The organism is Janibacter sp. CoH_79_TC_3 (genome assembly GCF_058197955.1).
In genome coordinates, this window is the sequence record NZ_JBXWIV010000001.1 from 403,788 (window position 1) to 426,444 (window position 22,657).

Annotated in this window: 19 protein-coding genes; 8 read left to right on the forward strand and 11 right to left on the reverse strand. The window is 42.7% G+C overall.

The window, feature by feature from the left end; all coding sequences use genetic code 11:
- The first annotated feature begins 8 nt into the window (after nt 1-8).
- From AC2FA3_RS01805 to hemJ, 5 genes are all read left to right on the forward strand, one after another.
- Nucleotides 9-1,019: a DUF368 domain-containing protein gene (locus tag AC2FA3_RS01805; RefSeq protein WP_490508044.1), complete on the forward strand. Its 1,011-nt coding sequence runs from the start codon at nt 9-11 to the stop codon at nt 1,017-1,019.
- 240 nt (nt 1,020-1,259) lie between these two features.
- The gene (aciT, locus tag AC2FA3_RS01810; RefSeq protein WP_490508045.1) at nt 1,260-1,649 is read left to right on the forward strand and encodes an AciT family ciprofloxacin tolerance protein; all 390 of its coding nucleotides are present in this window, start codon (nt 1,260-1,262) and stop codon (nt 1,647-1,649) included.
- A gap of 211 nt (nt 1,650-1,860) precedes the next feature.
- Nucleotides 1,861-2,367 carry a hypothetical protein gene (locus AC2FA3_RS01815; protein ID WP_490508046.1) on the forward strand — a complete coding sequence of 169 codons (507 nt, stop codon included), beginning with the start codon at nt 1,861-1,863 and terminating at the stop codon, nt 2,365-2,367.
- A 237-nt stretch (nt 2,368-2,604) separates the two neighbouring features.
- On the forward strand, nt 2,605-3,774 hold the full coding sequence (bioB, locus tag AC2FA3_RS01820; RefSeq protein WP_490508047.1) for a biotin synthase BioB: 1,170 nt from the start codon (nt 2,605-2,607) through the stop codon (nt 3,772-3,774).
- An 89-nt stretch (nt 3,775-3,863) separates the two neighbouring features.
- Nucleotides 3,864-4,301 carry a protoporphyrinogen oxidase HemJ gene (hemJ, locus tag AC2FA3_RS01825; protein ID WP_490508048.1) on the forward strand — a complete coding sequence of 146 codons (438 nt, stop codon included), beginning with the start codon at nt 3,864-3,866 and terminating at the stop codon, nt 4,299-4,301.
- A 133-nt stretch (nt 4,302-4,434) separates the two neighbouring features.
- Here the strand turns inward: hemJ and AC2FA3_RS01830 are convergent, their stop codons facing one another.
- The 5 genes from AC2FA3_RS01830 to AC2FA3_RS01850 form a co-directional block, all read right to left on the reverse strand.
- Nucleotides 4,435-5,316, reverse strand: coding sequence for a hypothetical protein (locus AC2FA3_RS01830; protein WP_490508049.1), 882 nt, complete (start codon nt 5,314-5,316; stop codon nt 4,435-4,437).
- 340 nt (nt 5,317-5,656) lie between these two features.
- Nucleotides 5,657-6,148, reverse strand: coding sequence for a hypothetical protein (locus AC2FA3_RS01835; protein WP_490508050.1), 492 nt, complete (start codon nt 6,146-6,148; stop codon nt 5,657-5,659).
- A 73-nt stretch (nt 6,149-6,221) separates the two neighbouring features.
- Complete coding sequence (gene rph, locus AC2FA3_RS01840; protein WP_201544368.1) at nt 6,222-6,938, reverse strand: ribonuclease PH; 717 nt, start codon at nt 6,936-6,938, stop codon at nt 6,222-6,224.
- Between the two features lie 221 nt (nt 6,939-7,159).
- Complete coding sequence (locus tag AC2FA3_RS01845; RefSeq protein WP_490508051.1) at nt 7,160-8,941, reverse strand: AMP-binding protein; 1,782 nt, start codon at nt 8,939-8,941, stop codon at nt 7,160-7,162.
- A gap of 569 nt (nt 8,942-9,510) precedes the next feature.
- Nucleotides 9,511-11,238, reverse strand: a complete 1,728-nt coding sequence (locus tag AC2FA3_RS01850) for an AMP-binding protein (protein WP_490508052.1) — start codon at nt 11,236-11,238, stop codon at nt 9,511-9,513.
- Nucleotides 11,239-11,821: 583 nt separating this feature from the next.
- On the opposite strand from AC2FA3_RS01850, the gene parC reads away from it, so the two are divergent.
- Entirely contained in the window at nt 11,822-14,143 is a 2,322-nt protein-coding gene (gene parC, locus AC2FA3_RS01855; protein ID WP_490508053.1) for a DNA topoisomerase IV subunit A, read from the forward strand.
- A gap of 142 nt (nt 14,144-14,285) precedes the next feature.
- Here parC and AC2FA3_RS01860 read toward each other — a convergent pair whose 3' ends face one another.
- The 3 genes from AC2FA3_RS01860 to AC2FA3_RS01870 all read right to left on the reverse strand — a co-directional run bounded on the left by AC2FA3_RS01860 (nt 14,286) and on the right by AC2FA3_RS01870 (nt 16,422).
- On the reverse strand, nt 14,286-14,765 hold the full coding sequence (locus tag AC2FA3_RS01860; RefSeq protein ID WP_490508054.1) for a BLUF domain-containing protein: 480 nt from the start codon (nt 14,763-14,765) through the stop codon (nt 14,286-14,288).
- 531 nt (nt 14,766-15,296) lie between these two features.
- Nucleotides 15,297-15,707 (reverse strand): hypothetical protein, encoded by a 411-nt coding sequence (locus AC2FA3_RS01865; protein ID WP_490508055.1) that lies wholly within the window; start codon nt 15,705-15,707, stop codon nt 15,297-15,299.
- Nucleotides 15,708-15,822: 115 nt separating this feature from the next.
- Nucleotides 15,823-16,422 (reverse strand): hemerythrin domain-containing protein, encoded by a 600-nt coding sequence (locus AC2FA3_RS01870; RefSeq protein WP_490508056.1) that lies wholly within the window; start codon nt 16,420-16,422, stop codon nt 15,823-15,825.
- Between the two features lie 353 nt (nt 16,423-16,775).
- On the opposite strand from AC2FA3_RS01870, the gene AC2FA3_RS01875 reads away from it, so the two are divergent.
- Nucleotides 16,776-17,606 carry a Cof-type HAD-IIB family hydrolase gene (locus AC2FA3_RS01875; RefSeq protein WP_490508057.1) on the forward strand — a complete coding sequence of 277 codons (831 nt, stop codon included), beginning with the start codon at nt 16,776-16,778 and terminating at the stop codon, nt 17,604-17,606.
- Between the two features lie 75 nt (nt 17,607-17,681).
- Here the strand turns inward: AC2FA3_RS01875 and AC2FA3_RS01880 are convergent, their stop codons facing one another.
- Nucleotides 17,682-17,945 carry a hypothetical protein gene (locus tag AC2FA3_RS01880; protein WP_490508058.1) on the reverse strand — a complete coding sequence of 88 codons (264 nt, stop codon included), beginning with the start codon at nt 17,943-17,945 and terminating at the stop codon, nt 17,682-17,684.
- A 405-nt stretch (nt 17,946-18,350) separates the two neighbouring features.
- Here AC2FA3_RS01880 and AC2FA3_RS01885 point away from each other — a divergent pair, with 405 nt between their 5' ends.
- A complete protein-coding gene (locus tag AC2FA3_RS01885) occupies nt 18,351-19,472 on the forward strand; it encodes an ABC transporter substrate-binding protein (protein WP_490508059.1) in 1,122 nt (373 codons plus the stop codon).
- Nucleotides 19,473-19,611: 139 nt separating this feature from the next.
- Here the strand turns inward: AC2FA3_RS01885 and AC2FA3_RS01890 are convergent, their stop codons facing one another.
- On the reverse strand, nt 19,612-20,847 hold the full coding sequence (locus tag AC2FA3_RS01890; protein WP_490508060.1) for an FUSC family protein: 1,236 nt from the start codon (nt 20,845-20,847) through the stop codon (nt 19,612-19,614).
- A gap of 237 nt (nt 20,848-21,084) precedes the next feature.
- Entirely contained in the window at nt 21,085-22,602 is a 1,518-nt protein-coding gene (locus AC2FA3_RS01895; protein ID WP_490508061.1) for an FAD-dependent oxidoreductase, read from the reverse strand.
- Between the last annotated feature and the right edge of the window lie 55 nt (nt 22,603-22,657).

Genomic DNA, 22,657 nt, shown 5'->3' on the forward strand with positions numbered 1-22,657 from the left:
GAATGTCCATGACGGCATCACAATCACCGCGGCCAGATGCGCCGTCATCTTCCCATCATCTAGATAATGAGCATTTAATTAAAGAAAGCACACCTATTTATCACGACAATCCAAAACAGCTATTGGGTGTTTATGTCAAAGGTATTGCCATGGGTGCGGCGGACATCGTGCCCGGTGTTTCTGGCGGCACCATTGCCTTGATTGCGGGGATTTACGAGCGCTTGATTAATGCCTTAAGTAGCGTAGGTCCCAATCTTTGGCAGATATTTCGTCAAGAAGGCGGGCTTAAAGGCTTAATTGCGGTCTGGCGACAGGTTGATGCTACTTTTTTAGTGTGCTTATTACTCGGTATCGCCACCAGTTTTGCTACTTTAGCTGGACTTATTAAGCATTTATTGGACAATGAACCTTTACTGATTTGGTCATTCTTTTTTGGTTTAGTGGTGGCCACTGTCTTTATCTTATTAACTGAGATTACGCGCTGGAATATAGGACGGGTGGCATTATTTTTGCTGGGAGCTGGTAGCGCCGTTGTGATTAGTAGCTTGCCGTTATTGACTACCGCACCGAGCTTACCCTATTTATTCCTTGCTGGCGCAATTGCCATTTGTGCGATGATATTACCCGGTATCTCAGGGTCATTTATCCTATTACTAATGGGCGCTTATGATTCGGTACTCGAAGCCGTCCATACCCTAAACTTTAGCATTATTCTTACCGTTATTGCTGGTATGGCAACAGGATTATTGCTGTTTACCCGTATGCTCAAATGGCTGCTATCACGCTACTATCAAGCAACTCTTGCCTTGCTAACAGGATTTATCGCCGGTTCGCTTGTGAAAGTATGGCCATGGAAAACTGATGCGCTAGGTACATTAAGTAGCGATGCCATCAACAATGTCATGCCGTGGCAGTATCCTACTGGTGCTCATTGGCTAACTACGTTAGGTTTGATGCTGTTAGGAGCCGTTTTAGTTACTGCTTTATCGTGGTGGGGACGCCGCGGCGTTCGCCCTTAAAGCTAAATCTACGTTAAAAAAATATATTAAGTCCAAAAAAGTGCCCATGATTGTGGCGCTTTTTTTGTTGGTAATTTTCTTGGCAATAATGGCAGAATTTACGCAGTGTTTTCTTAATATGGTTTAAAAAAATCAAACGTCAGCTGTTGTCGCAAAGTCGTCGCTAGCCTCTTTAGCTTTAGGTCGCAAACTTCCATAATGACGGTGTTGGAATTCACCTGATAAAGAGCGAGATGAACAATGTTATTAACCATATTTTCTATTTTTGCTAGCGAGACATGGAGCGCTGGCGCCATCTTGGGTACTGGTCTGCTAATGGGTTTGTTACTAGCGCTTGCCTTATCGTCGCAGCGTTGGTTGCTATGGTATCTGTTCGGTGGCATGGCTTACTGGTTGGCAGTTGAAGTCATTCACAGTTTATTAACCTATTGGTTGGTGTTGTCAGAATGGCATAATTATGTGGTTGCTATGGGTATTAGCTGGCTGCCTTTAGCCGTTTGGGTACTGTATAGAGCATTGCGTTACGAAGACGTCAGTCGCACCGTGCATGAGCAACGTGAGCTGCAAGCTGCCCGCTATATTGAACATACGCCTGTCTATGATGATGACTATCAGCCGCGCTTTCAGTAGTTCAATAATTTATTAAGTTTGCCCCATTCATACTGCTGTCATTGAATGTTACAAGATACTTAAGACGCTCTACGTAACTCCTAAAGAATTGAAACCTATCATTCGTTCAATCGTTTATAATCTAATTATATATTTGTCGCCACAATTGTTATAAAGTACGCATTATTTTGCGTCTTATTTCTCATTCTTTAGGTTCTTTAGGAGTTCGATTATGTTTACTGTTCCTGTATTAGATATTAAGTCTGATCCATTAGATGTTTTATTGGCAATCATTGGTTATCGTTTATCAATGTTGGCTGATAGCGAAGATGAAGACGTTAAAGCGCTGTTTGCTGATCGTAAAGTAACCATCGAGCTTGCCAGCACTGAAGCTGATATCGCGCGCTATTATAGCTTTGATAACGGTAAATTTAGTCAACATAGTGGTCATGCCAAAGAAGCGGATTTGACGATTAATTTTAAAGACTCAATAACAGGCGTTAAACTATTGACCAAAGGCAGTCTTCCTGCCTTTATGACTGCTGTGCAAGAAGGCAACTTGAGCATCGAGGGCGACTATAGCCTAATGATGTGGTTCAATAAGCTTGCCAAACATATCGTGCCAGCCGTTCCAGAACAATGCAAACCTTACATCCAGCAAGCCAAACCTTATGCTTACAAAGCGCAAAAGTTTGCCAATCATTGGGTCGGTGTTGCTAAGCATAAACTGGGTAAATAATAACTCAATCGAATAAATAATGTAACGAATGAAAATAAGCAGATAGCAGCTATCTAGCGTATAAAGAATCTAGATACGATTCACTACTTAGTACTATTCTGATTTTCTAAAAAGGTTGCGGTATACTATACGGCAACCTTTTTTATTGCCTAAATTTTATGTTCTTAACTTTATTAAAGGCAAAAATATCAAAGGTTATCTAACACTTCTAAATACTGTTATAAAAGGATTTATCTCATGGCAGGATTGCTTAATATCTCAGAACCGAATGCCAATCACCATAACTATACTGATACGACACTTAATAATAAAAACGTGGCTGATGATTTCTTAGCCACATTAGTAACTGACGCCGCTAAAACTAAGCAGCAAACACCTGATAAGCACAGCCGTGAACAGATTGCTCAGTTGTTTGACTTGCCGTTGATGGATTTGTTATTACAAGCGCAGACGATACACCGCCAACACTTTACCGCTAATGAAGTCCAAATCAGCACCTTATTGTCTATCAAGACCGGTAACTGCCCAGAAGATTGCGGTTATTGCTCCCAGTCTGGTCATCATCGCGATACCACTAAGCTACAGACAGAAAAACGTATCGAGGTCGATAAAGTCATTGCCGCTGCCAAACGCGCCAAAGCCACAGGCTCATCGCGTTTTTGTATGGGTGCAGCGTGGAAACACCCGAGCGCAAAAGACATGCCTTATGTGGTTGAACTGGTCAAAGAAGTCAAAGCCTTGGGGCTTGAAACCTGTATGACCCTTGGTATGCTAGATACGGATCAAGCGGCACAGTTGGCAGATGCTGGACTAGACTACTACAATCATAATCTGGATACCTCAAGAAGCTACTACGAGCAAGTAGTCAGTACCCGCAGCTATGATGAGCGTCTAGATACCATTGCAAACGTACGCAACTCAGGTATTAACGTTTGTAGCGGTAATATCGTTGGGATGGGCGAAAGCCGTGATGATCGCATCGACTGGGTCCATGAGCTGCTTAAAATGCCCAAAGCGCCCGAGTCGATTCCGGTCAATTTATTGGTGCCTATTCAAGGGACGCCGATTGGCGATAAAGTCTTAGCAGAAGGTCAGCTGCCCGTCCTTGAATGGATACGGACGATTGCTGTCACACGTATTTGCTGCCCAAGTAGCTATGTCCGTCTATCTGCTGGGCGCGAAAGCTTATCTGACTCTGAGCAAGCATTGGCATTTATGGCGGGTGCCAACTCATTCTTTTATGGTGATAAGCTACTGACCACGGGCAATGCCAGTCAATCAGGTGACGATAGACTGATGCGCGAGCTTGGTTTGACTAAGCAGTCTGCCGCGCCACGAGCGCCGAAGCAAGTACCAGTACTTGACGCGATGAGTGGTCATCAGTCGCAAGTTGTCTTAGCAGAATAGATGCCATGCGTGCCGCTACCATTATCGCGTCATCTGCGCTAAGCTTGCCGACATTATTGAGCATAAAATATTAAATCGTAAGAGAGAGTATGATGGCAGATTATTTTAATTGGATTAAAGCGGCACATATTATCTCCATGGTGTGCTGGTTTGCGGCGATATTCTATTTGCCGCGCCTATTCGTTTATCATGCGATGAGTGACGATAGCATCAGCCATGAGCGTTTTGCCATTATGGAGCGCAAGCTCTATCGCGGCATCATGACGCCGTCGATGATAGCCACCTGGATATTTGGTCTATGGATGTTGGGACTGGGCTGGGATGTTTATAAAACTCAGGGCTGGCTACACGTCAAGCTCTTATTGGTGATACTGCTATCTGGCTATCATGGCGCATGCGGATTTTATCGTAAAAAGCTCATTGATAACCCGCATTACAAATCGCATAAATTTTGGCGTTGGTTTAACGAAGTACCGGTATTTGCGTTAATTTTTATCGTGATTTTAGTGGTGGTAAAACCCTTTTAAAAGTACTTGGCGGTAACGCCAATTCTCCTTAAAAGCATTTTGTATTTTTATACTGAAAATCCATAAAAAAGCGTCCGTTACTTTAATAAGTGACGGACGCTTTTTTAGGTCTCAATAAGCTGATTAAATGCTTTTAAACGTTTGGTCGCATGATTTGATAAACATTGCTCAAATCGTAAACACGGTAGCGCGCAGGTTCACGGCGATTTTCGCCCGCATAGCTGAGTATCAAGGCTTGCTTGGCGCTTTCATCAACCCAGCCAACAAATAGTCCACTATGCTCGACGCCATTGTATCCATGATTGATATAGTAGAGCCAATCACCGACTTCAATATCCTTGCTACTCGCATAAGGACCTTGACCATAAGTGCCTTTATGGATGGTATCGCGGCTCACCCCTGCCCGGTTAAAAACGGCATTGAGATAGTCCCAGCAGCCACCTTTAATAATCGTACGCTCATTTAATGCCATCTTGCGCGCGGTGCTGATGACTTCACTCGCCGCCCGACTGCTCTGGGTTTCAGCATTGCTGAGCAGCGGTAAATATTCACTATCGACATTGTCATAATTGCCAGATAAAAATGCGGGTATAACCGACGGTGCTTGGCGTTTTACTTCCGGATAACGATAATTGTTTTGGGTATTACCGATATAAGCATTTTGGCTAGCATAGGCGTTATTGGAATAGCTGTTATTAAAAGAGTTGCTATTGGAATAAGCGTTATTAGAGGCGCTATTAGTAGAATAACTTGGTTGCGCAATGCTGCCCGCATTTGAGCGATAGCTAGCAGCATTGCCAGCGCGTTGAATGCTAGAGCGTGTGCTGATTTTGGCAGGAGGAACCGCCGAGTACGCTGGGTTGTAACGGACGCTATAATCAGGTTGGCTAGATTTTTGCGCAATCAGGGCGCTCATGTTATCGGCGTTTGCTTGACTGACCTGAAAAATTGCACCAAAGGTAAATAATAATGTACTGCACGACGTTGTGATTGACCAAATGGACAAACGCGACATGACCAACTCCTTGTCACCATATTATGAATATTGATATAGCCGATTCAATTTAATTTAATAAACCGCTATCAAGGCTAAGTATCAATAACCGTATGAACGATCAGTAAGATAAGATTTTTCAATCCTACTTATAAACCATTTGTACAGGAATCTGCAAGTATTATTGCTTTAAGGTAAGCGATAAAAGGTATGATATTGAGGATAAGCGGTAAAACGAGATAGGAATTTTAGGAGTGTGAGCGGAGATTTAGGAAGGATAATCAGTCATAAGTTTGAATATTGTTCATAGAAAAACAGACTAAAACATTAAAGCCTATCGATACCTTAATAATCCAATACGTTAATCGTCGCTCATTTTGATATTGGCATGGCGTTTGCTCAGCGGTCGCCCTTGTAGAATAGCTTTGGCCGCGTTTGCTTCTTGGATATTATCAAAACCGCCAATTAGGTATTTACGAATATCATCACAATCGACAATCTGTAGCTGCTCGCCAATTAATGTGATTTTGTCGCCATCAGTCAGATGGATATGCTCACGTTTGCCATAATTATCATGCACCAGCTCGCCATCACGCACCCACAAGATGCCGCTACTAATAACGCCGCTCATGGCTTGTTTACGTTGCAGGCGCTTACGATTGAAAATAAAACTACCCACAATCAGCAGTGCCAAAGCGCCAATAGCCAAGCGCTCAGGCAGCAGGCTCATTGCCAAAGCAACCGCTACTGCCCCAACCAATAATGCGGAGCCAAACCAAAACAGCCCATTGTCAGCCGCTGGCGACTGACCTTGCAAGGTGATTTTAGCGCCGTCATCAGTCAGCTTTAGCATGCATAATTACCTGTTCAAGAGCAGTGAATGGTTGAAGATTTAATTAAAAATTCATAAAAGAGCGTTGAGAAATTTACCAACCTAACGCTGTTTTTTGCATATTGATAAGCTCAGCGATACCTTTTTCAGCCAGAATCAGCATATCGTCTGCTTGTGCGCGGGTAAATGGCTTTTCTTCTGCCGTCCCTTGCAACTCGATAAACTCACCTTTTTGCGTCATCACCACGTTTAAATCGGTATCACAGCTGGCATCTTCTTCGTAGTTTAGGTCAAGATACGCTTCACCATCTTTCATACCAACCGACACCGCAGCCACCAAACCAATCAATGGGTCAGCTTTTAGCTTTTTGGTTTTTTGTAAGCTCTCTAACGCATCAATAAGGGCAATGGCTGCACCAGTCACACTGGCAGTACGCGTGCCGCCATCTGCTTGCAAGACATCACAATCAAGATAAATGGTATTTTCGCCAAGCTTACTTAAATCAATCATCGCTCGTAAGCTACGACCGATTAAACGCTGAATTTCTTGCGTACGACCTGATTGTTTGCCGCGTGCCGCTTCACGCTGATTACGGGTATTGGTCGCGCGTGGCAACATACCGTATTCTGCGGTAATCCAACCTTTGCCTTTACCTTTAAGCCAGCGCGGTACGCCCGCCTCAACGCTCGCGGTACACAATACTTTGGTATCGCCAAAGCTGACCAAGACTGAGCCTTCAGCATGCTTTGTGTAATGGCGCTCAAAGCTGATTGAGCGAAGTTGGTTAAGCTCACGGTTGTCAATACGCATAATATTTCCTAGGACGATGTTGTAAAAGCAGAGTTATGATTATATAGAATCATGCTTATATAAAGTTATCTTATATAAAGTTATAAAATAATAGATTGGTCATTATGTTCACAGAGGTGCGGGCAGACGTAAATATGACAATATCCTAACGTGGCAGCGGCGCAATAGCAAGATTCACCCAAGCTATTACGCCGCTACTTTAGCAGGATTTAGCGTTAACGTTATTCTAACCCTTCCATCTTACGCAATTCTTTACGGAGGATTTTACCGACGTTTGATTTTGGTAATTCATCAACGAACTGGATATGACGCGGACGTTTGTAGCCAGTCAATTGCTTTTTGCCAAAATCAAGCAGCTCTTGCTCGGTCACATCACCCTTTTTGACCACAAACAGCTTTGGATCTTCACCGCGCTCATCGTTTGGAATACCAATAGCGCCGCATTCTAACACAGCAGGATGCTCACTCATGACTTCTTCGATTTCATTTGGATACACGTTAAAACCAGAAACCAAAATCATGTCTTTTTTGCGATCGACAATTTTGATAAAACCTTTTTCGTCCATAATACCGATGTCACCTGTTTTAAAGTGACCACTAGCCGTAAAGGCTTCAGCCGTTTCTTCAGGGCGATTTTGATAACCAATCATCACTTGCGGACCTTTGACGCAAATCTCACCGCGATCGCCTAGTGCAACTTCATTATCCTCTTCATTAATCAAAATTACGTGGGTGCTAGAGGCAGGAATACCAATTTTACCAGTGAATTCAGAGATGGTCATCGGATTAAAGGCAACCACTGGTGAGGTCTCAGACAAACCATAGCCTTCAACGATAGGTAGACCAGTGATTTTATGCCACTCTTTTGCCACGCTTGGTAAAACTGACATACCGCCGCCAATCGATGCTTTTAGGTTAGAGAAATCTAGATCAGCAAAGCCTTCTTTATGCACTAGACCATTAAACAAGGTGTTTACCGCAGGGATGTAAGCAGGTTTATATTTACCCATCTCTTTAATGAGACCATCCAAATCACGTGGGTTCGGGATAAGCAAGCCTGCGCAACCTTGGTACATGCTATACATCCCGCAAACCATAAATGAGAACACATGGTATAGCGGTAGCGCGGTCAAAAGAACATCCGTAGCGTCGATATCATCTTCAAAAGCACTGTCCATGAGCGCACTAATCTGCAGCATATTGGCGACTAAATTGCCGTGCGAGAGCATCGCGCCTTTGGCAACACCAGTCGTACCACCAGTATATTGCAACAATGCCACATCGCTTAGGTTTAAATCAGGACGTTTATATTTGCTGGCTGAGACGGCATTTAACGCATGCTTAAAGCTGGTGCTCTCAGGCAAACGGTAAGCGGGAATCATTTTTTTAACATGGCGCGCGACTAGGTTGACGACTGTACCTTTAACTAAGCCCAGCATATCGCCCAATTTACAGACGATAACGTGCTTTACTTGACCTTTGTCTTCAGCATCTTGATAAGTTTTGGCAAAGTTTTCGACGATAAATAAGGCTTTAGCGCCACTATCATGCAGCTGATGCGACAGCTCGCGGCTGGTATATAAAGGGTTGACGTTGACCAAAATCATACCGGCGCGGATGATACCAAGCATCACGATAGGATACTGCAAGATATTGGGCATCATCACCCCAACTTTATCGCCTTTCACCAATCCTAACGACTGTAAGTAGCTGGCAATTTGACGGCTGTATAAGTCTAATTGCTTAAAGGTGATTGACGTGCCCATACAAATATACGCCGGCTTGTGCCCATAACGGCTAAAGTTACGCTCGAACACTTCAAGTAAAGACGTACTATCATCGGGCATATCGATGGTCGGCTCGATGCCGTAACGCTCATAAGTACTCAGCCACGGACTGTCGCTATCAATGGTCGGCATGGTAGGAAATGCATTTTCAACTATGGATTGAGCGGTGCCCGCAGCTTTATGGTTGCTGGTTTCTTTATTGATACTGTCCGTCATAATCTTCCCTAAATGTTGCTGTTAAAATATAGAATATAGATGCTGCCCTTAGCGTGGTCGCCAACCACGTATTTATAAAATTAAAAACTTGTGAATAAGAAACTGCTTAATATCTGAGCGTTAAGCATAATTACTATTCACAAACTTTTTACATCAAAAACTTTTAAACATATAAGCAGTATGCTTAATTTTACTGTCGCTATTATAAAAGTGCTTATATGCAAATGCTGAAAAGCTATTGTATCACCAGTTGCAAAGGCAATAACGCCAAAAGCTATTATTTAAAAACATCGTGATCGAAACTTTTATCATAATATTAACTGCTTAAGCATGCACTTTTATCGTGCAATACAAAAATATAATCGGCAGGAACTATAGCAGTTTTGCGCGCCATTCTCTATAAATAGTACCAAACCCTCATAGAAAAATAAAAAAAATGATAAGGTCATTTGCATAGACCTTATCATTTTTATCATTGCGCCATCGAGTGCTTAAGGTTATTCATGCCACCTTAGCACGCATTAATACTCATAAATATGAATAAAAATGCCACACTCGGGATAAATCATTTAACCGCGATTCTTTTCTTCTAAAGCACGCAAGTCTTTATGTAGAATCTTACCGACGTTAGATTTTGGTAGCTCGTCAATGAATTCGACATAACGAGGACGCTTGTAACCGGTTAGATTTTCTTTGCTATAAGCCAGCACTTCTTCTTTAGTTAAGCTGTCATCACTACGCACCACAAAAATCTTCGGCACTTCGCCACTCTTTTCATCATCGACACCGATGACGCCGCACTCCAAAATCTTTGGATGAGCTGACATCACATCTTCCACTTCGTTTGGATAAACGTTAAAGCCTGATACCAAAATCATATTCTTTTTGCGATCGACAATCTTAAAGTAACCCTCTTCATCCATCACGCCGATATCACCGGTACGGAAATAACCGTCAGACGTCATGACCTCAGCTGTCGCATCTTCGCGCTTCCAGTAACCTTTCATTACCTGCGGACCACGAACACAAATCTCGCCACGCTCACCCAGTGCGACCTCATTACCCTCTTCATCCAAGATAGCCATGTCCGTTCCAGGCATCGGTAGACCGATATTACCTGAGAACTCACCGGTACCTTGCGGGTTTGCGGAAGCAACGGGAGAGGTCTCTGATAGACCATAACCTTGAACAATGATGTTGCCGGTTATTTTTTCCCACTTAGTCGCCGTGTCTTTTAATACTGCCATCCCGCCGCCCATAGACATCTCAAGCTTGCTATGGTCTAGCGCTTTAAATGCCTCACTATTAGCGAGCGCATTAAATAGCGTGTTTACTGCTGGGAAAAACGCCGGTGGATAATCTTTATAAGCTTTAATTAAGCTTGCGCCATCACGTGGGTTTGGCACCAATAGTCCGATACAGCCGCGATATAAGCCGAACATACCACAAACCGTGAATGAGAAAATATGATACAGCGGCAAGGCAGTCATAATAACAGGCTGCTCATTAAGCCCTTCAAACTTATCAAAAGCATCACCAAGATACGTATCACACTGAATTAAGTTGGCGACCAAGTTGCCGTGCGTTAGCATTGCACCTTTTGCGACACCTGTTGTACCACCGGTATACTGTAGTACTGCCACATCTTCAAGCCCGATATTGGTTGGACGTTTATACTTTTTAGCCGATAATTTATTGAGTGCTTTTTTAAAGTTTACGCTATTTTTAAGCGTATAATCAGGAACCAGTTTTTTGACATGGCGCACGACCGCATTAACGATAAAGCCTTTTAATGGGCTCATCAAATCACCCATCGACGTGACCACCACATGATCGACCAAATCTTTACCAATATCTTCATAAGTTTTGGCAAAGTTTTCTAAGATAAACAGCACTTTGGTCTCAGAATCTTCCAACTGGTGCTGAAGCTCTTTGGTAGTATAAAGTGGATTGACGTTAACCAAGGTCATGCCAGCACGTAGGACACCTAATACAGCAACCGGTAGCTGCAAGATATTGGGCATCATCACCCCCACTTTATCGCCTTTTTTTAGTCCGAGCGACTGTAAATACGCGGCAATCTGTTTGCTATAACGGTCTAAATCTTCATACGAAAGCTTTACATCCATGCACACAAAGGCAGTACGACCAGCATGTTTAACAAAATTCTGTTCAAATATATCAATTAAAGAGGTATTGGCGGCTGGCATATCAATATGATATCGAATACCAAGCTTTTCATAGGTTTTGAGCCACGCTTTGTCATCACGACGAATTAAATTACCTTGATTTTCCATAATCTTCCTGCTCCTAATAATAGTGTGCTGCTGCCAAACCATCTTTATCACCGGGTGATAAACATACTAAACATCGTCTTATCAGCTCACCATCTATATAACTCTATTGATGGCACGCGACAGACGATATAAATGTATAGCAATGGGTCAACAATATAGCGGTAAATAGCCCTTTGCTGATTAACATACACACTTTATACAAACTACTCAATATAAAAGATTGATACTTCAGTTCTTAGAATGGCTTGACGACATCTATTAATATTAATATCAACTACTTAAGCAGATATACCATCTAAATGACTCACGATATATTGATAAACATTAATCTATCAATACCTTTTCTATGGTTTTCTAGTGAACTATTTGAGCTATATACTGTCAAAGGCGCTCTGAAACTTTTTTAAATATGTGAAGTTACAGCGCCTAACCTTTTTATGTTTATTTAGCACGTCATGACCTGTCGTCTATTCTGACTTATGCCTTTTTAATTGTGCCAATATCCTTTACGATAGCACTATCCTATTTGCACACCTGAACTCATTATTTATAGCTATTAAAACTGATAAGTGAACCCTATTTTATGTCCGATGTTATTGATCATACGATTGACCCTATTATTCCCAATGAACCGATGGACACCCGCTCAGTGGCGGAGTTCACTGAGCAGGCTTATCTCAACTACGCCATGTACGTCATCATGGATCGGGCGTTGCCCAATATCGCTGACGGTCTAAAACCTGTGCAACGTCGTATCGTCTACGCCATGAGCGAGCTGGGGCTAAAATCAACCGCTAAGGCGAAAAAGTCTGCTCGTACGGTTGGTGACGTCTTGGGTAAATACCATCCACATGGTGATAGTGCCTGTTATGAGGCGATGGTACTGATGGCGCAGCCGTTTAGTTATCGCTATCCGCTCATCACTGGTCAAGGTAACTGGGGTAGCCCTGATGACCCTAAGTCGTTCGCGGCGATGCGTTATACCGAAGCTAAAATGTCTGCTTACGCCAATACCTTGCTTGCAGAGCTTGGACAAGGCACAGTCGATTGGCAAGATAACTTCGATGGCACTATGCAAGAGCCAACCACCCTACCTGCGCGCCTGCCTAATATTTTATTAAATGGTACGACGGGTATCGCGGTCGGTATGGCAACCGATATCCCGCCGCATAACCTTAATGAGGTGGTACGCGCCGCGATTCGGCTGCTAAAAAATCCTGAGCTATCGGTTAAGCAGCTTACTCAGTCGATACCAGCACCTGATTTGCCAACCCCTGCTGAAATTATTACCAGTAAAAAAGACTTGCAGGCGATGTATGAAAGCGGCCGCGGCAGCTATAAAATGCGCGCTACCTTTCATATCGATCCTAAAGAAAAAAATCTCGTCATTATCGACGCGCTTCCTTATCAAGTCTCAGGCAATAAGATTCAAGAACAAATCGCTAAGCTAATGATTGATAAAAAGCTGCCGTGGATTGTTGATATTCATGATGAATCAGATCACGAAAATGCCTGCCGTATCGTATTAGAGCTAAAGTCTACCCGCGTCGATGTGCAGCGCGTCATGAGTCATTTGTTTGCCAGTACCGATCTTGAAAGCAATTACCGCGTTAATATGAATATGATTGGCTTAAATGGTAAGCCACAGGTCAAAAACCTCAAAGAAATCTTAGAAGAATGGCTAGTCTGTCGCCGCTCAGTGGTCACGCGCCGCTTGCAATATCGCCTTGATAAAATTGATAAGCGCTTGCATATCCTCGCAGGTTTGTTGATTGCTTATCTGAATATTGATGAAGTCATTCGCATCATTCGCGAAGAGGACGATCCAAAATTATCATTAATGCAAGACTATGACCTGACTGAAATCCAAGCCAACGCTATCTTGGATATTCGTCTGCGCCAATTAGCTAAGCTCGAAGAGATTGAACTGCGCCGCGAGCAAGACGAGCTCGCTGCCGAACGCGCTATCATTCAAGAATACTTGGACAATCCAGACAGCCTGACCAATCTGATGATTGACGAGCTTACCGCTGATATGAAAGAACACGGTAACGAGCGAGTGTCACAATTGGCAGAACGCGAAGAAGCACAAGCACTAAAAGAGTCGGATCTCGTACCAAGCGAACCTGTCACTGCTATCCTATCGAAAGCGGGCTGGATACGCGCTGCCAAAGGCCATGACGTCGATGCCGCTGGCATGACTTATCGCTCAGGTGATAGCTATCAAGCACACGTCCGTGGCAAATCTAACGAAAAAATCTACATCCTCGATAGCACCGGACGCAGCTATAGTATCGATGCCCATAGCCTCGCCTCAGCACGCGGTCAAGGCGATCCGCTGACCAGCGTACTCAAACCACCCGCAGGCGCGAGCTTTGAGCAGCTATTAATCGGCGCGGAAGATCAACGTATCATCCTTGCAAGCTCGGCAGGTTATGGTTTTATCAATACTATTGGCAATCTCGATAGTAATCAAAAAGCGGGCAAAAACATTATCAATCTAGCGGCTGATAGTCGCTTACTGCCTGTAGCACGTATCGATGCGCCAGCAGATATGACTGCCAATGCTAATAACGAAAATGCAGAAGGTGAAAACAGCACTGTAAGCGCGATGCCTGACCATCTCGCTGTTGTGACCAATGCGGGATACCTATTGATATTTGCCCTTGATGATTTGCCTGAACAGGCTCGTGGTAAAGGTAATAAAATGATTAAATTAAAAGACGGTGAAGAGGTGCTTGCTATCACGCCACTTAGTCAGCAAGACAGCCTAATCATTACCGCTGGCAAACGCCATGTGACGCTAAAGCCTAATGATTTAGCCAATTATACGGGCACTCGTGGTAATCGTGGTGGGCAGTTGCCAAGAGGCTTTCAGAATGTGACGAGTGTTGAGATTGGGTGATAATAGCTATGCTTCGCGCTCTAGTCTCTAACATTTAAAGCTCACAGTATTTTTAACAAAAAGCCGCCTATATACAAGGTATAGACGGCTTTTTTAGGCAAGTTAAAACAGATGATCATTATAGTGAAAAGATAATACTCGTCTAAAAATTGCTAGATTTGGTATCTTCAAAAACTGCTGTTAAAAAGCTTTCAATCTGATTACTTGTCATTAGATAGGGATTATAGTCAGAACCTGCTGAGAAGCTTTTTAGGGCATATTCTTCATCTTCAGCGCTTGATGTTAGATATTTAACTAAAAACCCATTCCATTGACGCGATTCAATTTCCTCTATATTAACAATATTAGGGGAAATGGTTGAATGCTTGTCAAGTATTTTTCCTAAAGCAGTATTGATAGCAGGCCTTGTACCTTGAAAACTTTGAACGAAATAACCTTTACTAATGACTAAAGCTGAAACTATATTATTTTCTTCAAAATATCTTCGCCAATACTCAAATGCACGAGTCAGCTCGATTCCCGAATCTAGGTCGACATTTTTGGCGATATATGTCATGTTGATAAGAATATGCTCGCCATTTCTTTTTTTTTCTTCTGGGGTATAACTTGTCGTTGTATGCATAAAAAACCTTATTTATAAAATACTTATCTAAAACAAGATACACTTCATTATGAAATGTAATCAATAATATTTTTGGATTTTGACCGATTTTTTTATCATATATCATGATTTCTTAGAGTTATAGCTATCGTAGATACCATCTTGTACAGCTTACTCTGACACTTGAACTAACTAAATATATTGATGTCAAAAGTATCTACAATAAACATGGTCGCACTCAATAATGCAACGATGAATAAACACAGTTTCATGCCAAACGGTATATATTTAAAGAGTATTTGGGTAACACCGTATAAATGCAGATTTTCAGCTTTGCTAATGGAATAAAACATTATCCCAACAGCGAGCATAAACGTAAGCGGTGCCAAAAATTAAAAGTGCTTTAGTTGTGTTGGCATATCAGCAGTATACAAATTCATCGTATACGCACTCATCAACATAATAGATAGCGACATTAAACGACTGGCTAGACGAGACTGAGCAAATTGATTGGCATGTTTTTGTACATCATATACACGTTGCGTCTGTGCTTTAATGACAGGGTCTGGATAAAGTTGTTCCTGCGCTTTGATAACAGAGATTAACCTTCCTTTCCTGACAAAGCTGCTTATTGACAAGTACGCCCAAGACTGCGCTCATAAGAAACAGCCACCATGTCACACTGGAGTATGTCGCCCATACCATTAAGATGACTATAAACAACTTCAATAGCGCGAGAAAAAACTGTAAGAAATTACTTATTCGACTAGATTGCAAGCTGAACAATATCATACGCTTTGGAGTAGCGAACGTGGGAGACTCTGCACCTAGTGGAATTTCACCCGCAATTTTTTTGCCAATAATTCTGAACGTACCCTTGATACTGCTATCATTTAAACCCGCTCCATGATGTAGCACTTCTACGATCGCATCAGTACGAGCTTGTTCTTTATCGTTCATCACAATATCAATTCCGTTGAAGACACCTCTCAGAATTTTATGAGTAGTTTTAGTATTCTACAAGCTGCAACGTTGTTTCATGAATGAATAGAACAATTTAAGACACAATATTCAACCCCTAACCCTGCCTCAACCCCAAAATCGGCACAACCAAGTCTTCCTCATCAGTCAAATGTTGCAAGAGTAAGTCAGTCGCATCCACCAGAGTCTGATGTAATTGCGATGCCAATGCTTTATCCTCAACTCCACTTCTCGCCAGCGTATCGTTTTGCACTTGCAGCTTATCAAGTAGCGCATCCAAGCGCACATGGTCGCGACCCAATATCTCAAACCCTGCCTGTAACTGCGGATACATCCGAATAAACTCAGGGAAAAACCCCTCGTCCTCGACTCCATGATGCTGATGCAACTTAAGAATGTGCATATTAATGCGCTTAAGTAGCTGCGAGCGATACTCTGCCCAGTCATACTCGCCAGATTGATAAGAATCACTTATCTGTGTCAAGATACGCTGACGCTTGCGTATGTTAGTATGTACCTTTAGCCAGCCCGATGTTTTGTAAGCATAATCTGCGCTAAACCATTGATCTGGCGGTAGCTTATTGAATAAGAACAACCAATCCACCTCCAGCCGACTGTCAGGATGACGCGGCGACAGAGTAAACAAATCCTCGTCTAAGGCTTTTTGGCTAACAGTGTTATCAGTAGATTTAGGCATTGTAGTGTCCTTATGCGAAATTTTTTCATTAGAGTGTACTTATAAATTTATTAACAATACTAAATTTATAAGACTCTATATTTAGATATTATATAAAGTCAAATAGTAGGAAATCAACTGCTTGCTGGCGAGCGCATTCTGAATGTGAAAAGCAATTATCGTTATAAAAGCGATACATAAATGAGCCATAACCACCCTATTGCTGTATTTTTAACCATATAAAATGGATAATTACTCATAAATCCAAACGATATTATTAGTAATAACACTTAAAATTATTCAGCAAATTTTAACGACTTTTTATACTTACTTTGAATACCTACATACTCGTTTTTCAAATATAAAGGATGCTCATGTTTATTGTAGACAAGGCGGCGACAGCCAGTGTGAAGCATACATTGCCAGTGCCAAAAGTGATATTTTTTGATATCGACGATACGCTCAGCCGTAACGGTATTATCGCCGCGCACAACCAAGCGACCCTTGAAGCTCTGGCCAAAACTGACATTAAATTGGTGATTTCGACGGGACGTTCTAAAGCGATATTGCCGGCGGATATTTTAGCTTTGCTCGAAGCAGATATTTTAGATGCCATTATTTGTATGAATGGCCAATATAGTTTTGATAATAAAGGCCTGATTAGCCATTATCCATTGTCTTCTGAGCAGACGGACAAAATCGTCCAGTTATGTGAAACTAGCGAGCTGATTCATAAGTTTGACTCGGCGACGCACATCGCATGGTCAGGTGAAAATGCGCGTTTGCGTGAATATAACGCCATAACACCCAACTCTATCGTTGACCCAGTCTATTACCAATCGAATGCTGTCTATCAATGCTCAGTATTTTTTAACAATCAACAAGACAAGATGCAAGATATCGACTTTGCACAGGACGATTTAAAGCTGGTGCATTGGCATCATATCGGTGCAGATATCCTACCAGCAAATGCATCTAAAGCGCGTGGTATCAAAGACGTCTGTCAGTATTATGGCGTAGATGCACGTGAATGTATGGCGTTTGGTGATGGATTAAATGATTTAGAGATGTTTGATTTGGTTGGCTATGCAGTAGCAATGGGCGATGCGCAAACAGCGTTGATTGAGCGCGCAGATTTTGTCACGGGTACGATTGAGGAGCGCGGTATTCAGTCGGTGCTTGAGCAATTTCATATAGCGTCTTGATAAATAGACTTTGAAAATCGCTGTTTATCTAAGGCATGTCCTCATTTTTAAAATAAGGACATGTCCTAGCAAAATTTAACGACGTCTCATGATTAAACCATAAAGCCAGCTGCCGATTTTATAAAATCCGACAATGAGTAAGATAAGCACCAACGCTGCTAGCACATAAGCCAGCCAATTGGGTACATGGCTGAGCCAGCCAATGGTAAATGCCAAACCCATATAAGTTTCAACCGGCCAATCAACGATAGCGGTCGGAGAGCCTGAATTAAATATCATCATAAAACCTATGATGCCAATCAAAGCCATCACTATGCCAGCGCTTACACGATTATTCATTGTATTCCTCTTTTGATTCAATCAATTTGGTTAAAATCGTCTTATTTTTATTTTGCTTAAAGTCTCAGGCGGCAGCTATGTTGACATAAGACTGGCTTATCATGTTGCCTTTCTCGTTATTATGCTATGGTAAATCTGTTTATTCTAAAAAACCATCTTGTTAAACGATGTGTAAGAAAGCCACGCTCATTATCATTTACCGTCACTTAGCAGCACTTAGCCCCCTTCACATAGTATGGTTATTTGCACTGACTGTAACGATACTATCAAAAATGCTATGCATGATTGCCCTTTAAATTATGCACAATCATAGCCATAATAGTTTATATAGCTGTAAATATTTAGCATCGCGCCTGTTTTACGGATTTTTTTGCTTTGCATCATTCTTACTTTAGGAGAGATATTTTGACTCATTTATCATCGTCCCACTCTGCTGCTCGTAGCGCTCGTATACTACCAAAAGCGCTATTAGCCGTGGCGATTGGGCTCGCGCTTGCTAGCTGTAGCAAGTCAGATAACACTGCTACCGACGGTGCTGCTACCAGTGCAGAAACGTTGAACCTGTATAACTGGTCTGAATATATGCCGCAGGAAATCTTGGATGGCTTTACCAAAGAAACGGGCATTCGGGTCAATTACACCACCTTTGATTCTAACGAGGCCATGTACGCCAAGCTCAAACTGCTCGACGACTCTAGCCAATATGACTTAGCGATTCCATCGACGTATTATGTCGAAAAAATGGCTAAAGAAGGTTTGCTACAAGAGCTGGATAAATCCAAATTAAGCAACTTTAAAAATCTTGATACCTCTTTTACTAATACTAAGGTTGACCCAGAAAACAAATACTCGATTCCTTATATGTGGGGCAGCACTGGCCTCGCCATCAATGGCGAAGCGGTTGATCCTGCGACCGTAAATAGCTGGAATGACTTATGGCGTCCTGAGTATAAAGGTCAAGTGATGCTGATGAACGATATGCGCGAAGTGTTTGGCATGGCGCTATTGACCCTTGGACATTCAGGTAATAGTAAAAACCCTGATGAAATCAAAGCCGCTTATGAGAAGCTGACAACCTTGATGCCAAATGTAAAAACCTTTAATTCGGACGCCTCGCGCATGCCGTATATGGAAGGCGAAACCACGGTTGGTATGAGTTGGAATGGTGAGGCAATTATCGCCAATAACGAAGGCTTGACCAGCTTGGTATATAAATATCCAACTGAGGGCGCTATCTTATGGATGGATAACTTTGTCATTCCAAAAAACGCCAAACAAGTCGATGCAGCACACAAATTTATTGATTACTTACTGCGTCCTGAGAACTCTAAAATCGTCAGCGAAGAGATTGGTTATGCGTCGCCTAATATCGCTGCCCGTGAGCTGATGCCAGAAGAAGTACGCAACAATCCAACCATTTATCCGAGCAAAGCCATACTAGCAAAAGCTGAATTCCAAGAAGATGTCGGCGATGAAGCCTTGCGAGTTTATCAGCAATATTGGGATAAGCTAAAAACCGGTCGTTAATCATTGTTTGTTAAAATATGATTATTAATGGTTGATTGTTGATAGCTGTTTTTAATAGCCCTTTTTAATGACTGCTACCGTAAAAAAACGCTGACTTAATAAAGTCAGCGTTTTTTTGTGGCTTTTATTGGGCTTTTATTCATAAATGCAAATCGGTTTCGCTACCTTTATGCTCGATACGGCGCTGCTCGCGGCGCTGATAACGTAGACCAGAGGCGGCAAACCATTGCGGTTTGGTCGTTTGCAATAAATCACTGAGCCGCTGCAACTGTACTTGTAAGGTTTGCGTGAGCCAAAAATAGCCTTGCCATTCAAAGCCCAAGTTTTCTACACTTGGATATTCTGATACCGCGATACGCGTAATCGGTCGAAATACTTCATCATTTGGGCTACGTAATACCGCGGCCATATGCTGCATCGCTTGCGTCAATTCGTGCTGATAATGGATAAGTAAAATGTGGTTTTCATCATCAATCTCGATGTTTGCCAAGCGCGGCGCGGCACTTAATAGCAAATCAATGGTTCCAATGATATTACGATGGGTACGCTGAATGGTCTCTAGCGTTTCCTTCTCAATCCCAGACTCACTGGCTGTCGCCGCGATATGCGGACGTACGGCAAGCAAACGCTTATTGATTTTTTGTAGCGCCTTGACCAAAGATTTATTGACCGGTGTATCAGGTACAGAGCTGCTCTTTGGGTAAATAATACTGGCTGAGCTGGTCGCTTTACTATATTTAAAAGGCTTAGGCACTAACACTTCCGCATCAATATGGTTGCCAACCCCAGCGTATAAGTTGCTACAGGTTTCAAGGTTACTGGCCAATAAAAACCGCCACATTAACGTCGATTTAAGCGGTAAAATCAACGTCGCTGCGACCGCTACCCCTGCCCCAAGTAAAATATTAAACGCTCGATATAAGCCATCTTGGGCAATATTGCTATGGTCAGGACTTGAAACAATCATCAGCATGGTAATCCCTGTTAGCAGCCCGATATAACCCAATTGCTTAACCGCCACATAACCAATAATGCCGCTGATAATACCAATCAGCCCGTAATATAACCACAGCCAACCGCCCGTATCTTGAATCAACCATAAAAAGCTCAGCCCGACCACCACACCTAATAAGGTGCCGAGTATCCGCTCTTTGGCCTTGGTATAAATCGCCCCTTGATATTGCAACAAACCCAATATCACAAACACGGTAATAGTCGTCCACTCGCCGTGCGGCAAGTGCGTAAACTCATTTAACAACAGTGCGATAAGCACGGCCACACCCAAGCGTATGGCATGCAAAATATCCGCATGCTGATAACGGGCGTAAGGCTCCACAAACGGTGCGGTAAATCGTTGCCAGAAAGTCAGTTTCACGCAGGCTATCTCTTATAATAAATGAATAAAAATGCGGTTAAAGGATAACTGCTAGCTTAACCACTGAGATAGCAATAATAAAGCAATGATCAAAAAATAACGCCTTTCATCTATTAAAAGATAAAAGACGTTAAAGGTCAAAACATGCTAGCACATAACAACAAAAAAGCACGCCAAAATAGTGCTTAGTTGAGAACGTCTGCCTGAGAGCGTTTGGCTATGAATAATAGCTATATGCTATACCTCTAAAAAGTCTAGAATGCCTTCCGCCGCTTCACGACCTTCCCAAATCGCTGTCACAACCAAATCAGATCCACGCACCATATCGCCACCGGCAAAGATTTTGGGGTTACTGGTTTGGAATTTAAAGGTTTGTTTTTCGGCGGCTAAGACCCGACCCGAGCTGTCCATGGTGATTTGCTGACCTGTAAACCAATCGGCAGGGCTAGGACGGAAACCAAAGGCCATAATGACCGCATCACATGGAATAATTTCTTCTGAATTGGGAATAGGCTCAGGGTGGCGGCGACCACGACTATCAGGAGCGCCCAAGTGCGTGGTAATCACTTTGACCGCATTCACCTTGCCATTTAAACCAATGATTTCGGTCGGTTGACGATTGAATAAAAACTCAACGCCTTCTTCGCGGGCATTGACCACTTCTCGGCGGGAACCGGGCATATTTTCTTCATCACGGCGATAAGCACAAACCACTTGCTGCGCTCCTTGACGAATACTGCTACGGTTACAGTCCATTGCCGTATCACCGCCGCCTAATACCACTACTTTTTTACCTTTTAAATCGATATATTCTTCTGGATTTTTTTCCCAGTCGTTACAGCGATTGACGTTGGCAATCAAGTAATCTAGCGCATCATAGACGCCCTCTAATTCTTCACCAGCAAAGCCGCCACGCATATAATTATAAGTACCCATACCCATAAATACCGCATCATACTCGCCTAACAGCTCATCAATACTGACATCGGTACCGATTTCGGTCTCTAAACGAAACTCCATACCCATGCCTTCAAAGATGACACGGCGATTGCGCATGATGTCTTTTTCCATTTTAAACTCTGGAATACCAAAGGTTAACAAGCCGCCAATTTCTGGGCGCTTATCAAAAATAACGGGTTTGACGCCATTTCTGACTAAAATATCTGCGCATCCAAGTCCTGCAGGACCAGCTCCGATAATGGCAACTTTTTTGTCCGTCCAAACTACATCTGACATATCAGGACGCCAACCAAGGGCAAAAGCAGTATCGTTGATATACTTTTCGACGTTACCAATGGTTACGGCACCAAAGCCGTCGTTTAACGTACAAGCGCCTTCACATAAGCGGTCTTGCGGACAGACACGTCCACAAACCTCAGGCAATGTATTGGTTTGATGACACAATTCTGCTGCCTGAAATATTTGACCTTCTGCCGCCAATTTAAGCCAATTGGGAATGTAGTTATGTACCGGACATTTCCACTCACAGTACGGGTTGCCGCACTCAAGGCAGCGATGCGATTGCTGCGCTACTGACTCGCTTTCAAACGGCTGATAAATTTCAACAAACTCAGTTGAACGCGTCGCGATGTCTTTTTTGGTGGGCTCAAGGCGTGGTACATCTAAAAACTGAAAACTATTTTCTAAGCGTTTTGCCATGGTATTGTCTCTTTTATATAGAGGTATTTTATAGTGGCTAACGACAGCCAATACCTGCAGCCTCACTGAGGCAAATTTACGGATACCGGCTGTCATTTACCTGCTTAAAACTTTGCATTAAAGCTATGTATTAAAACTGCTCGTAGACTCT

Excerpts from the sequence above, each read along its gene's own strand:
- AC2FA3_RS01805 (WP_490508044.1), top strand. The coding sequence starts at position 9 with ATGACGGCATCACAATCACCGCGGCCAGATGCGCCGTCATCTTCCCAT.
- aciT (WP_490508045.1), top strand. The coding sequence starts at position 1,260 with ATGTTATTAACCATATTTTCTATTTTTGCTAGCGAGACATGGAGCGCT.
- AC2FA3_RS01815 (WP_490508046.1), top strand. The coding sequence starts at position 1,861 with ATGTTTACTGTTCCTGTATTAGATATTAAGTCTGATCCATTAGATGTT.
- bioB (WP_490508047.1), top strand. The coding sequence starts at position 2,605 with ATGGCAGGATTGCTTAATATCTCAGAACCGAATGCCAATCACCATAAC.
- hemJ (WP_490508048.1), top strand. The coding sequence starts at position 3,864 with ATGATGGCAGATTATTTTAATTGGATTAAAGCGGCACATATTATCTCC.
- AC2FA3_RS01830 (WP_490508049.1), bottom strand. The coding sequence starts at position 5,316 with ATGTCGCGTTTGTCCATTTGGTCAATCACAACGTCGTGCAGTACATTA.
- AC2FA3_RS01835 (WP_490508050.1), bottom strand. The coding sequence starts at position 6,148 with ATGCTAAAGCTGACTGATGACGGCGCTAAAATCACCTTGCAAGGTCAG.
- rph (WP_201544368.1), bottom strand. The coding sequence starts at position 6,938 with ATGCGTATTGACAACCGTGAGCTTAACCAACTTCGCTCAATCAGCTTT.
- AC2FA3_RS01845 (WP_490508051.1), bottom strand. The coding sequence starts at position 8,941 with ATGACGGACAGTATCAATAAAGAAACCAGCAACCATAAAGCTGCGGGC.
- AC2FA3_RS01850 (WP_490508052.1), bottom strand. The coding sequence starts at position 11,238 with ATGGAAAATCAAGGTAATTTAATTCGTCGTGATGACAAAGCGTGGCTC.
- parC (WP_490508053.1), top strand. The coding sequence starts at position 11,822 with ATGTCCGATGTTATTGATCATACGATTGACCCTATTATTCCCAATGAA.
- AC2FA3_RS01860 (WP_490508054.1), bottom strand. The coding sequence starts at position 14,765 with ATGCATACAACGACAAGTTATACCCCAGAAGAAAAAAAAAGAAATGGC.
- AC2FA3_RS01870 (WP_490508056.1), bottom strand. The coding sequence starts at position 16,422 with ATGCCTAAATCTACTGATAACACTGTTAGCCAAAAAGCCTTAGACGAG.
- AC2FA3_RS01875 (WP_490508057.1), top strand. The coding sequence starts at position 16,776 with ATGTTTATTGTAGACAAGGCGGCGACAGCCAGTGTGAAGCATACATTG.
- AC2FA3_RS01880 (WP_490508058.1), bottom strand. The coding sequence starts at position 17,945 with ATGAATAATCGTGTAAGCGCTGGCATAGTGATGGCTTTGATTGGCATC.
- AC2FA3_RS01895 (WP_490508061.1), bottom strand. The coding sequence starts at position 22,602 with ATGACAGCCGGTATCCGTAAATTTGCCTCAGTGAGGCTGCAGGTATTG.